Source organism: Streptomyces sp. NPDC049687 (assembly GCF_044465285.1).
Lineage (GTDB): Bacteria > Actinomycetota > Actinomycetes > Streptomycetales > Streptomycetaceae > Streptomyces.
Map to the genome: position 1 here is coordinate 1001006 of NZ_JBITLN010000002.1, position 12565 is coordinate 1013570.

The 12565-nt window shown below is 69.1% G+C and carries 11 protein-coding genes; 5 read left to right on the forward strand and 6 right to left on the reverse strand.

Going from position 1 to position 12565, the window contains the following annotated elements:
• The first annotated feature begins 146 nt into the window (after nucleotides 1-146).
• Nucleotides 147-1022, forward strand: coding sequence for a helix-turn-helix transcriptional regulator (locus tag ACIBVL_RS09665; protein ID WP_399094560.1), 876 nt, complete (start codon nucleotides 147-149; stop codon nucleotides 1020-1022).
• A gap of 357 nt (nucleotides 1023-1379) precedes the next feature.
• Here the strand turns inward: ACIBVL_RS09665 and ACIBVL_RS09670 are convergent, their stop codons facing one another.
• Together ACIBVL_RS09670 and ACIBVL_RS09675 are read right to left on the reverse strand one after the other, a co-directional pair.
• On the reverse strand, nucleotides 1380-1724 hold the full coding sequence (locus ACIBVL_RS09670) for a hypothetical protein (RefSeq protein ID WP_399094563.1): 345 nt from the start codon (nucleotides 1722-1724) through the stop codon (nucleotides 1380-1382).
• Between the two features lie 286 nt (nucleotides 1725-2010).
• On the reverse strand, nucleotides 2011-3297 hold the full coding sequence (locus ACIBVL_RS09675) for a hypothetical protein (RefSeq protein WP_399094566.1): 1287 nt from the start codon (nucleotides 3295-3297) through the stop codon (nucleotides 2011-2013).
• A 766-nt stretch (nucleotides 3298-4063) separates the two neighbouring features.
• Here ACIBVL_RS09675 and ACIBVL_RS09680 point away from each other — a divergent pair.
• Nucleotides 4064-4399 (forward strand): DoxX family protein, encoded by a 336-nt coding sequence (locus ACIBVL_RS09680; protein ID WP_399094884.1) that lies wholly within the window; start codon nucleotides 4064-4066, stop codon nucleotides 4397-4399.
• Nucleotides 4400-4599: 200 nt separating this feature from the next.
• Here ACIBVL_RS09680 and ACIBVL_RS09685 read toward each other — a convergent pair whose 3' ends face one another.
• From ACIBVL_RS09685 to glnII, 3 genes are all read right to left on the reverse strand, one after another.
• A complete protein-coding gene (locus ACIBVL_RS09685; protein ID WP_399094569.1) occupies nucleotides 4600-5943 on the reverse strand; it encodes an ammonium transporter in 1344 nt (447 codons plus the stop codon).
• Nucleotides 5944-6089: 146 nt separating this feature from the next.
• On the reverse strand, nucleotides 6090-6785 hold the full coding sequence (locus ACIBVL_RS09690; RefSeq protein ID WP_399094572.1) for an aspartate/glutamate racemase family protein: 696 nt from the start codon (nucleotides 6783-6785) through the stop codon (nucleotides 6090-6092).
• A 53-nt stretch (nucleotides 6786-6838) separates the two neighbouring features.
• On the reverse strand, nucleotides 6839-7876 hold the full coding sequence (gene glnII, locus ACIBVL_RS09695; RefSeq protein ID WP_399094575.1) for a glutamine synthetase: 1038 nt from the start codon (nucleotides 7874-7876) through the stop codon (nucleotides 6839-6841).
• A gap of 684 nt (nucleotides 7877-8560) precedes the next feature.
• Between glnII and ACIBVL_RS09700 the strand changes: the two genes are divergently transcribed.
• Nucleotides 8561-8854 carry a hypothetical protein gene (locus tag ACIBVL_RS09700; RefSeq protein ID WP_399094578.1) on the forward strand — a complete coding sequence of 98 codons (294 nt, stop codon included), beginning with the start codon at nucleotides 8561-8563 and terminating at the stop codon, nucleotides 8852-8854.
• A gap of 283 nt (nucleotides 8855-9137) precedes the next feature.
• Here ACIBVL_RS09700 and ACIBVL_RS09705 read toward each other — a convergent pair whose 3' ends face one another.
• Entirely contained in the window at nucleotides 9138-10040 is a 903-nt protein-coding gene (locus ACIBVL_RS09705) for a TIGR03619 family F420-dependent LLM class oxidoreductase (RefSeq protein WP_399094581.1), read from the reverse strand.
• Nucleotides 10041-10433: 393 nt separating this feature from the next.
• Between ACIBVL_RS09705 and ACIBVL_RS09710 the strand changes: the two genes are divergently transcribed.
• Nucleotides 10434-10847: a cupin domain-containing protein gene (locus tag ACIBVL_RS09710; protein ID WP_399094584.1), complete on the forward strand. Its 414-nt coding sequence runs from the start codon at nucleotides 10434-10436 to the stop codon at nucleotides 10845-10847.
• A gap of 224 nt (nucleotides 10848-11071) precedes the next feature.
• Complete coding sequence (locus ACIBVL_RS09715) at nucleotides 11072-12565, forward strand: aldehyde dehydrogenase family protein (RefSeq protein WP_399094587.1); 1494 nt, start codon at nucleotides 11072-11074, stop codon at nucleotides 12563-12565.

Here is a 12565-nt window from a genome sequence, read left to right on the forward strand (position 1 = left end):
ACATGGCATAAGCGGCCGTCTTGACTCCTGGGATTTCCCCTCGCCCCCCGGCGCGCACGCTCCGCGCGGAGGACCGTCAGTCCTGGGTGTAATGCACCCACCGTCCGCGGATCCTTCTCCGGCCTTTTCACCCTAGCCTCGACCGCATGGACAACGACACACCCCCTGACACCGTTGCAGGGCTGGGTCAGTTCCTCCGCGCCCGGCGGGAACGCCTCAGCCCCACGGACGCAGGGCTGCCCGACACCCGCCGTCGGCGGGTGCCCGGCTTGCGACGCGACGAGGTCGCCGCCCTGGCAGGCGTCAGTTCGAGCTATTACATGCGGCTCGAGCAGGGCCGCGAACTCAGCCCCTCCCGGCGCGTACTGGATGCCGTGGCACGGGTGCTGCAGCTGGGAGACGACGACGTCCGCCGGCTGTACCGGCTGGCGCAGCCCGCCGGACGGCGGACCAAGTCCCCCGCCCGGGTCGAACGCGTCCTTCCCCACCTGCGGCAGCTGATCGAGAGCTGGACCGGGACACCGTCCTTCATCATCGGCCACGCGCAGGACATCCTGGCGACCAATCCCCTGGCTGACGCCCTGTACGCGGACTTCGCCGAGCACGACAACGTCCTGCGCATGCTCTTCCTCGATCCGGCGGCGCGCACCTTCTACCGCAGCGCCGAGCGGACCAAGACCCGCGCCGTCGCGGATCTGCAGCAGAGCGCCGCGAGCACACCGGACGATCCGCGCATCCTCGAACTGGTCGGTGAACTGTCGGTGCGCAACAGCGAGTTCCGCACGCTGTGGGCCCGTGCGTACACCCGGGTGCCGCCTGACGGCGTGAAGCAGATGCATCACTCCGCGGTGGGGGACCTGGAGTTGCGCCACGAGGCACTCACCATCCGCAGCTCACCGGGGCAGCAGCTCATCATTCTGCAGGCCGAGCCCGGCTCGCCGTCGGCGGACGCCCTGGCTCTGCTGGGGTCCATCGCCGCTCCCACCCGCCCTCAGCAGCAGGAATCCGCTCCGGGGCACTGAGCCGAAGCAGTACCGGTCAGCAGGAGAGAACGGATCAAGCGCACGACGCTGCTGGCTCAGCACTACGGCGACGCCACCTGCATGACCAACGCGCACCTCTTCGCTACTACCCCGACGGCGCGGACGACCGCCGGCACCGCAAGCACCTGAGGGTGCCGCCTGGCGGCGGGTCACTGGCTGACGGCGTCCGCGTTCAAGCCTGCTGGGCCGGACGTGTCGGCGGCACAGAAGCCCGGCCGTGGGACGCCCGGCCAACCGCCCAGGGGTGTCGGGATGGCTGTCGGCCTGACGTGGACGTGGAACGTTCAGCGGTTGATGAGGTGGGCTGATCCGAGCGCCGGGGAGCCGGCACGTGTGTCAGATGATGCGCTTGCGGGCCCGGACGAAGACGAACACTGTGAGGGCGGCGGTCAGTGCGAAGAGGATCGAGGCGCCGAACCACTGCATGCCGCTCATCTGCGAGATCGGCAGGTAGTCCACCGACCAGCCCACGATGTCGAGTCGCTTCAGACAGGCCGCCTGGGACTTGGCGTGCACGCAGACGCCGTAGCCGAAGGTCTCCCCGGAACCCGAGACGAACGACCGGTCGATCTCGAGGGCGCCCAGAGGCAGCTTCGGGCCCGCTTCATAGCTGGGTCCCTTGTCGGTGGTGATCGTGACGACCTCGCCGAGGTTCAGCCGTTGGAAGCGCCAGACCAGCACGCCCAGCCGTCCTGATCACTCGAACCGATATGACGCCGTCCATCTCACGCGCGATCTCCGCTCACATACCAGCTCGGTCAACTGCTCAGCTCTGCTCGCCTGCTTGCTCGGCCGCAGCCGGGCCAGCCGCACAAGTGGGTGGGAGGCTCGGCTCGAAGTCCCGGCCCGGGCAGCCGGGTTGTTCACGTCGCTGGGAGCCTCGCCGCGCGAGGTGTGACGTGCGAGGCTTGCTGCGGCCGGCACCTGGTGCCGGCCGCAGGTGTTCCGTCCTGTGCTGTCCGGTCCGTCAGTAGGTGCCGCGCGAGAGCAGCAGTCCGCACGCGCTCGTCGGGCTCTCACAGCCGGCGTCGCCCGCTGCCAGCACGGTGCGTGTGCCGGGAACGCCGTCGATGCCGACGAGCGTACTGCCGACACTGGTGGAGGTGAGTTCTTCCGGAAGGGCCTCCTGGGCCCAGGCGGAGCCGTTCCAGCGAGAGAGCACCGCGTGGTCGCTGCCCTGGGGCCTCCCCCCGATCCACACACTTCCCGAGCCGTCCTTGCCTACGGCGGTCACCTCGTCGACCCCGGGGAGGGGCAGCGACTGCCAGGCGCGGCCATCCCATCGCGCGGCGAACAACCCGCTGGGCACCTGCGGATCGTTGGCCTTGCCGAACACATGGACCGTTCCGCGCTTGGTCGTCACGATCTGGCCGGCCACCCACCCGGGGCCGTACTCGTGGGGGACGGGGACGGTGCGCACCGACCAGCGTCGGCCATCGAAGTGGTAGAGCAGGGGTGTCGTGGTGTCAGTACCGGCATCCGCGCCGACCCACACGTCATCGGGGCCGGAACCGGTGATGTCCCAGGGTTGTACGGGACTGCCGTCCGGTGCCGGGGGCAGGGGCAGCTGCCGCCACGCGCGGCCGTCCCAGCGCTCCAGCCGCCCTGTCGTATGGCCCGTCTCCGGGTTCCAGTCGAAGGTGGTCAGCCATACGGAGTCCGGGCCCAACGAGGTCAGTTCCCCGACGAAACCCACATACCCCTCGGCGGGCGCCGGACGCGGCACACGCTTCCACCGGGTGCCGTCCCAGTGCTGGAGCACGATCGGACTGTCGACCGCGGGAAGTGCGGCGCCGCGGCGGACCCGGTCCGCGAGGCGGTCGGGTAACCCTGTCAGGGAGGCGGCGCCCAAATCGGCGTCGGTGTACGCCCCGGCGGCCCAGATGTCGTCGGGACCCGAGGCGGCGACCTTCTCGAGCCGTGCCTGCCTGCCCTCCATCCCCGGAAGCCGGACACAGCTCCACCGGGTGCCGTCCCAGTGCCTGGCCACCGGGACCCATGACCCCATGCCGTCTTCCTGCCCGCCCACCGCCCACGCATCGGTCCGGCTCGTGGCATCGATGTCCAAGAAGTGGGTCGACTCGCTCTCGGAGAGTGGTGATGCGAGTTTCCACTGTGTCTTGGAGGGCGCGGCCTGCGCATCAGCCTGGGCTGCCCACGGGGTGAGGGCGAGGGCACAGGCGGCGAGGGCGACGGTCAGGCGCATTCCGCGGGTGGTGACCTCTCGCCCGGATGTTGTTGTCGTCGTTCTCATCGTGGGGCTTCTCCTTGTAAAGAGTTCTGCTTCTCTGGGGTCGGGACTGGTCTTGTGGGTTGTGCGGGGCCGGGTTGTGCGGGGCGGGCTGGACTGTGTCCGCGCAGAGTGCCCGGAGCGCCGGTGGATCGAGCGGCCGGTCCCACCGGCACTCAGGCAGGCGCCGTTCACCGAAGCGTTGGGCTTGGCTCACGCGCCGTCTCCTCATGTCGGCTCTTTCACCAAGCAATGTGTGCGGCGGCCGACTTCTTACAGGTCGACCGGAAAATTCGTGCGGTGGTCGGCGGTCCGGGCCGCATCGAGGTGTTCGGCCAGGCGGAACGAGGTGTGGGTCCGGGGGAAGTCGTTGCGACGACCGGTTGAGTCCGGGTGGCGAACCCGCATCCGAGTGATGAGTCAGCCCGCCCGGTGGCGGGTGGGCGGCCCTCGCGGTCCGTGTTCTCGCCGGGCCGGACCGGAGCCCTGGCGGTCCTGCCCGGCCCGTTGACCGGTTGACCCCGGGCACCTGGACGATGCCCGGGGCGGGGGCGGTACCGGAGAGCAGTCGAGTCGTCGCGAGGGTTCCGGGCGGCCGAGTCACTGGGGGGCGACGCCTGCCATGTGTGGCCCAACCCTGGTCCTGGCCTGGTCCCCCGGCGCTGGCCGTGACGGGAACTGACGGTGAACCACGCCCTCAAACCCGCCGTCGTTGCGGGAGGAGGTCCAGGTGCCTGGAGACAGGGACCGCGAGAGCTAGGAGTCAGGGAACACCATGGACATCATCCTTATGGCCACAGGTACGTTGTTCGGAAGTTTGCTCGTGGTCAGTGGGGTCCGTCATGTACTGGGGTTGACTCGGTTGTGTACGCCTACGACCGAGCTGGGGTTCTCCCTCACCGCATCCCGCGCGATCGGGGTGTGCGAGGTTGCCGGAGGTGCCGGTCTTGTCGCCGGATCATGGTTTCCGTTAGTAGCATCCGCCGCGGCTGCGGGGCTTGCTGTACTCACCATGTGCGCGTTGCAGTATCACCACTGGAATGAGGACCGGCCCCACAAGTACGCGGCGGCATCCGTCACCGCTCTGGTTATGGTCGCCTACGCCGCGGCACAGATGCTGCGGTAGCTGAGAGCTGGGGGATTCCGCGATCCTGCGTGCCTGCCATGGCGCCACCCTGCCGCCGGTAAGGCTGCACACGCGCCTTGCCCGCCGTGCGTTGCGCGCAGGCGGCCAGGCGCGGCGGCCCGGCTGCGCCGCCTCGTTCAGGCGGTGCAGCCGGGCCGCCGCCTCATCGGCGGCTTCCGAGTCGGTCCTGGTTCGCTCGCTTACGCCCGTACCCTCTCGGTCTCCCCCGTCTCCCTCACGCGCTGGCCGGCAGCCGAATCGTCAGCGCCCGAGCCGCCGGCGCTGCTGAAGTCGTACGCCGTCTCGGCGTGCTCGGCCTGGTCGATGCCGGCGATCTCGGCATCCTCGCTGACCCGCATGCCGAGGGTCTTGTCGACGAGGAAGGCAAGGACCGCCGAGGCGATCAGTGAGTAGGCGAGGACCGCGAGGACGCCCGCGGCCTGTTTGCCGAGCTGGTCGACGCCGCCGCCGTAGAGGAGGCCCGCGACGTCGCTCTGGCCCCCGCCGGTGGCGAAGAGGCCGATGAGGAGCGAGCCGACGACACCGCCGACGAGGTGGACACCCACCACGTCGAGGGAGTCGTCATAGCGGAACCTGTACTTCAGGCTGACAGCCATGGCGCAGAGCACGCCGGCGACGACCCCGACGGCGATCGCGCCGAGCGGGCTGACCGCGCCACCGGACGGGGTGATGGCGACCAGGCCGGCGACAGCCCCGGAAGCGGCGCCCAGCGTGGTGAAGGAGCCGTGGCGCAGCCTTTCGTACCCGAGCCAGGCGAGCATCGCGGCCGCGGTGGCGATCTGCGTGTTGAGGAACATCAGGGCGCCCACGCCGTCGTCGTTGCCCAGCCAGGAGCCGGCGTTGAAGCCGAACCAGCCGAACCACAGCAGACCGGCACCGATCATCACCAGCGGCAGGCTGTGCGGCCGCATGGGGTACTTCATGAAACCGACGCGCTTGCCGATGACCAGGATGACGCCGAGTGCCGCGGCACCCGCGTTGATGTGCACCGCCGTACCACCGGCGAAGTCGATCACACCGAGCTCGAAGGCCCAGCCACCGGTGCCCCACACCCAGTGGGCGACCGGGAAGTACACCACGGTGACCCATAGAGCGACGAAGAGCGCCCAGGAGGTGAACTTGACGCGGTCCGCGAGAGCTCCGCTGATCAGCGCGGGCGTGATGATGGCGAACATCAGCTGGAAAACGGCGAAGACGTAGACCGGGACGGTGTAGCCGTCCCAGAGCTGCGCAAGGCCTATTCCGCTCAGTCCGGCATAGTCTGCCGACCAGCCGATGATGCCGCCGGAGTCGGTGCCGAAGGCCAGGCTGAATCCGTACAGCACCCACAGGATGGTGACGATTGCGATGCTGATGAAGCTCATCAGCAGCATGTTCATGCTGCTCTTGACTCGGACCATGCCTCCGTAGAAGAAGGCCAGACCCGGTGTCATGATCAGCACCAGAGCGGAACAGATGAGCATGAACCCTGTGTTGGCCGCGGAGAGCTCTGTCTCTGCGGCAAGTGTGATGCCGACTGGCATCGGCTTCTCCTCGTCGTTGGTACGTGCGGGCCCGTGCGGGCGAAGCACTTCTTCGGCCATGAGAGGCGGGCCTGCGGCGAGCTGTACGGAACGCCGTGATGCCCCGGGCAGCCCGGCCCGCGACCCGGCCGGTCATGGGAAAGCGTTCAAGAGCCGGACAGCGCCGCGGTGACGGCAGCTTCCGCGTGAATCCGTGCGGTGGGAAACAGCGGGACAGGGCTGTCCTGAGGGCCGATCAGGAGCTCGATCTCCGTGCAGCCCAGGATGATGCCCTCCGCGCCGTCGGCGACCAGCGCCTTGATGACCTGCTGGTAAGCAGCGCGAGCCGACTCCCGGAGGATGCCCAGCGCGAGCTCCTCGTAGATCACCCTGTGGACGATCGCGCGTCCCTGCGAGTCGGGAACGCGCACGTCGAGCCCGGCCGCTTCAAGGCGGCTCCGGTAGAAGTCCTGCTCCATGGTGAACGCCGTTCCCAGCAAACCGACTCTGCGCACACCCGATGTCAGGACGGCATGCGCCACGGCGTCGGCGACATGCAGGAGGGGGATCGAGACCGCGGCCTCGACCCGGTCCGCGACCTTGTGCATGGTGTTGGCACCGATGAGCACCAGATCGGCGCCGGCCGCTTCCAGGGACTGAGCAGCGTCGGCCAGAGCATCGCCGGCCTCCGCCCAGCGGCCTTGGACCTGGAATCGTTCGATCCTGGCGAAGTCGACCGAACAGATCAGGCACGGGGCCGAGTGGAGGCCCCCGAGCCTGGCGCGCGTCAACTCGTTGAACAGGCGGTAGTACTCCGCTGTCGACTCCCAGCTCATCCCGCCGATCAGTCCGATGGTCTGCATCCTTGCCTTCCCTGCACTTTCGGCTTTCGACATAGGTGTGCCATGCCGCCGGATCAGACCTGGCCGGCCTTCTCCAGCGCGGTGCAGCAGGTGTCGACGAGCAGTCGCGTCACCACGTACGGGTCGACGTTGGCGTTCGGACGGCGGTCCTCGATGTAGCCCTTGCCGTCCTTCTCGACCTGCCACGGGATACGCACCGAGGCGCCGCGGTCGGAGACGCCGTAGCTGTACTCGTCCCACGGCGCGGTCTCGTGCAGACCCGTCAGACGGTCGTCGATGCCGGCGCCGTAGTTCTTGACGTGGTCGAGCGGCTTCGAGCCCTCGCCCAGCGACTCGCACGCGGTGATGATCGCGGCATGGCCCTCAGGCCCTTCGCGCATCGCCTTGGTGGAGAAGTTGGTGTGCGCGCCGGCGCCGTTCCAGTCGCCCTTGACCGGCTTCGGGTCCAGGGTGGCGGAGACACCGAAGTCCTCGGCGGTGCGGTAGAGCAGCCAGCGGGCCACCCACAGCTGGTCGGCGACCTCCAGCGGGGAGAGCGGGCCGACCTGGAACTCCCACTGGCCGGGCATGACCTCGGCGTTGATGCCGGAGATGCCCAGCCCCGCCGTCAGGCAGTTCTCCAGGTGCGCCTCGACGACGTCACGGCCGAAGATCTCGTCCGCGCCGACGCCGCAGTAGTAGCCGCCCTGCGGGGCCGGGAAACCGCCCTGGGGGAAGCCGAGCGGACGCTCGCCGTCGAAGAACGTGTACTCCTGCTCGATGCCGAAGATCGGCTCCTGCACGGCGAACCGCTCCGCCACCTCGACCAGCGCGGCACGGGTGTTGGACGGGTGCGGGGTGAAGTCGATGTTGAGGACCTCGCACAGGACGAGGAGGTCGTCGCCGCCACGGATCGGGTCCGGGCAGGAGAAGACCGGCTTGAGCACGCAGTCCGAGGCGTGGCCCTCGGCCTGATTGGTGGAGGACCCGTCGAAGCCCCAGATCGGCAGCTCGGCACCCTTGCTGTCGTCGGCCAGTATCTTCGTCTTCGAACGGAGCTTGGCCGTCGGTTCGGTGCCGTCGATCCAGATGTACTCAGCCTTGAAGGTCATGACTCTTTCCGTTCTTCTCAGTTTGCGATGTTTAAGGGAGGCGGCGAACACGAGGCCGTCTTCGCCGCCGGACGGTGGGCCGGACTCCGTCCGGGGGTGTCCTCGGTAAGTTCCGCTCCCATCACGGCTGTTGGCTGCACGCCGAATGGGGAAATCAGCGGGTCGAATCAGGCCCGGCGCAGCCGAGTGCCAGCGATGACGCAGAGCGATGTTGCGTTCCGAAAGCCTCACGGAGTTGTTGAGGCCGACGACGCCTCGGCCTGCGAACTGCCGTCGGCGCGTGGTCACCTGGTGCCGCGTCAGCCACGGTTCGCCCCGTCGCGGCGCGCGGCACGCTCCCCCGAGCTCTTCGAGCGCGAGGGGCTGTCGTCACTAGCAACGGCCGCCGGCCAGGAACGGTTCGATGGGAAAGCGTCGTTCGCACATCGGCTGCGCCGCGTCACAGGCGGAGTGCGGCGCAGGGGGCGCGTTGTGTGACCGCCGCAGCGGCAAGCAGAGCCCCTTGATCAGAGCACGGGGTGTTCTGAAGCGCTCGCAGCCCGGGCGGGCGCGGTGGGGATCGGGTCCGCGGACCGTGCTCATGAACCGGGATCGCGAAGTCGCCGTTGCAGCGGACGCGGACGCACCGCCTACTGCCGAGGGAAAGTCAGGGAAGCCACGATGCAGAGCAGTCACACCATATGGATGAGCGTCATCATCTTCGTTGCTTTCGGAGTCGCCGCTCTCGCCCGAGGACGCTGGTCCGGTCCATGGTGGATCCTGCTGGTGGGATGTGTGCTGGCCTACCCTGTGACACAGGTACTGCTGGAGCGGACCCATGAGTCCGGGGTGCTGGCATGGGCCTTCCGGGGCGCCGTCGGAATGCTTGTCTCCACCGCCCTGAGCCCGGTTTTCCACCTGCTGCGCGATGCGAAGAGGCCTGAATCGACGGAACGACCCGGCGCCGGCGAGTGGAACACACCCCGGGGCGACGGCTGACAGGCTCCGTTCGATCGGCCCGGTGATGCGGCGGCGGGCACCTATGGGTTCTTCCCGCCGCGCACCACCCGCACCCGCCCAGCCCTACCGGCCCGGGACAGGCCGGGCGTTCGGTCCCCGGGCCAGGCCCTACGGCGGATCGTCGTGCAGAACTCCTGCCGTGAAACGGCGGGCCACCTGCGCCGGCGCACGGACGACGACGGGCCGCCGGCGTCCTCCTTCCCACCGGAGGGCGGACGGTGTCCGGCCCGAGCCTCCTACGACCGCCGGGTCGCTACCGCTGTCAGCCCTTCTCGACCAGGGTGATCAGCTCGGCGGCGTGGGCGATGGATCCGTCGACGCTGTGGACGGCGTACAGCGAGTCGACCATGAAGTGGTCGATCCCGGTGCGCTCGTGAACCGCCTTGATGACGTCGGCGACCTGCTGCGTCGTGGTCCCCTCGTCGATGTTGACCCGCAGGACCGTGTCGATCGCGGTCGGGTCCCGGTCGGCCTCGCGGGCCAGCCGGTCGATGAGCGCCCGCTGGTTCACCAGTCCGTCGATGTCCACATAGCTGGGCACCACGACCAGCGGCAGCCAGCCGTCACCGCGCTCGGCGACCCTGCGCAGAGCGCGCTCGGACAGAGCGCCGAGGTAGAACGGCGGGCGGGGGCGCCGGGCGGGCTTGAGGGGAGCATGGTGCAGGGGCACCGAAATCAACTCACCGCTGTACTGGGCCGGGTCGGTGGTCCAGATGGCGTCGAGGGCGTCGAGCAGTTCGTTCATCCTCGCGCCGCGCCGGGTGAAGTCCGTATTCGCGGCCTCGTACTCCTCCGGTGACCAGCCGATGCCGAAGCCGGGCAGCAGACGTCCCTCGCTGATGAGGTCGATGCTGGTGAGCGACCTGGCCAGCTGCACCGGCGGATACAGCGGCGCGATGAGCACATGGGTGCCGAGCAGTACACGCTCGGTGGCGCTCGCCGCGATGCCCAGAAGTACGAACGGGTCCGCGGCCGGGTTGAGTTCGGCGGGAATGGTGTTGCCTTGCCCTCCGTACCCGATCTTCGGCTGGACGGCGGCCAGGTTGCGGTCGCTCACCCACAGACTCGCGGCCCCCGCGTTCTCCACCTCGCGGGCGAACTCCGCGGTCCGGGCTATGCCTAACGCCTGCTTGTGGAACTGCGGGAGCGCAAAACCGATCTTCATGGCTGTCCTTGCTGAATAGTCGCTGAATAGTCGCTGAAGAGCTGAATCATCGCGGCGACACCGGCAGTCCTCGATGGCGACCACCGCACGCCGGTTCCACCGGAAGCGAGACGGCGGTCGGGGTGGTCGTCCACGGCCGCCATGCGTGTTGAGGGTACACACGTTGAACCCGCAACTACTTCGGTATCGGGCTCTCGGCGTGTCGGGAGACGAGGCCGAGCGGGCAAGGCCGTCTCGTGGCCGGCCCGGCGGGCGGCCCGCACCGGCACCGCGTTGAACCGGACCCCGCAAACCTCCGTTGTGGCATGCGAAATGTACGGCCGATCAGAAAGACGACCAGTGTCCCTGCCTCCTCTGCATGTACCGCCGCACGGCGGCTCTCCCGTTTTCCTCGTGGGAGACACCTACACCACTCTTCTCGGGGCCGCTGACACCGGTGGTGAACTCTCCTTGGCGGAAGCCGTGGTACCCGCCGAAGCCGGGCCGCCGCCGCACACCCACCACGGCGAGTCCGAGACGTTCGTCCTCCTGGAGGGGGCACTCCATGTGACCGCCGGCGACGAGGAGTTCGAGGTCGAGCCGGGCGGGGTGGTCTACGTCCCCAAGGGAGTGCGCCACTCCTTCCGCAACATCAGCGCCGATCAACCCGCCCGGATGTACTTCTTGTATGTTCCCGGCGGCATGGACGGCATGTTCCAGGAGATAGGGCGTCCCGGTGTCAGGGGTCAGGTCGGGCCGCCGCTCGACCCGGCCGACGTGGTGGCCATGGCAGCGGTCGCCGAGAAGTACGGCTACACCCTCGGCTGAGCCCGCGACAGGGGGCGGGGCCCGGTCTCGGACGGGTCGGCCCACCTCAGCAACACGGCGATCAACGAGCGAAGGGCGGGCAGCGGGCAGTCGTTCCCCTCCCGCCCCAGTTGAAGCCCCACAGCCACCTCTTCGTATGGACGCAGGACGGCCTCGGCGCGGACTCGGCGCCAGGCATGCCCGACGCCCCGCGTCTCGGCGGAAGACTCACACCAGGAGCACCGATGACGGACACGACCCTTCCCGCCGCGACGTTCACCTCGAATTCCCCGGCCACCGGAAGGCAACTGGCCGAGTACCCGGTCGCGGGGCCGGCGCAGATCGCCGCGGCCGTGAACCGGGCGCGGAAGGCCTCGGCCGGCTGGGCGGCGCTGCCGGCGAGTCGGCGCCGTGAGCATCTGCTGCGATGGAAGAGGCAGTTGGCAGCGTCCTTCGACACCGTCGCGTCGACCGTGTCCGCGGAGACGGGCAAGACTCGGGGCGACGCCGAGCTGGAGATGATCCTCGCTCTGGAGCATCTGTCCTGGGCGGCGCGCAACGCCGGCCGGGTTCTGGGCCGACGCCGGATCCGTACGGGGCTGCTCGCCGTCAATCAGGGGGCCACGCTCGTCCGCCGTCCGCTCGGTGTGATCGGTGTGATCGGGCCGTGGAACTATCCGGTCTTCACCCCGATGGGATCCATCGGTTACGCGCTCGCGGCCGGCAACGGCGTGGTGTTCAAGCCCTCCGAGTACAGTCCGGGCTCCGGTGTACTGCTCGCTGAACTCTTCGACGCGGCAGTGCCCGAGTACGCCGGTCTGCTCACCACCGTCACCGGTGCTGCCGGGACGGGCGAGGCACTCGCCCGTTCCCGCGTGGACAAGGTCGCGTTCACCGGCTCGCCGGGGACCGCTCGCAAGGTGATGGCGGTGTGCGCAGAGTCGCTCACGCCGTTCCTCGCCGAGTGCGGTGGCAAGGATGCCGTGATCGTCGCCGCCGACGCGGACCTCGACGCCGCCGCGGACGCCATCGTGTGGGGCGCGATGGGCAATGCCGGCCAGACCTGTGTGGGTGTCGAACGCGTGTATGCCGTTCGGGAGGTGCACCAGGCCCTGTGTACCAAGATCGTGGAGCGGGCCCGGGAACTCCGCCCCGGGCCGGGGCCGGACGCCGCCTATGGACCGATGACCATGCCGGGGCAGACGGCTGTGGTGGAGCGGCATCTCGACGAGGCACTGGCGGCCGGGGCGCGCGCCGTGCTGGGCGGTGTCGAGTCGGTGTCCGAGGGCTACGTGGAGCCGGTCGTCCTGGTCGACGTACCGGAGCACGCGACGGCCATGACGGAGGAGACGTTCGGCCCGACCGTCGCGGTCAATGCCGTGGCCGATCTGGACGAGGCGATCAGCCGCGCCAACCTGTCACGCTACGCGCTCGGGGCCGCGGTCTTCTCCCGCAGCCGACGCACCGGCTCCGCGGTCGCCTCCAGGCTGCGCTCCGGCATGGTCTCCGTCAACTCGGTCCTCAGCTTCGCCATCGTGCCCGCCCTCCCCTTCGGGGGCTCCGGAGACTCCGGATTCGGGCGTATCCACGGCGAGGACGGCCTGCGCGCCTTCACCGCACCCCAGTCCGTCACAGTGCAGCGCTTCGCCCCGCCGGTCAATCTGACCTCTTTCACCGCGCCCGCCGCGGCCAAGGCCCGTGTCGTCTCCCTCGTCCGCCAACTCCATGAGCGCCGCTGA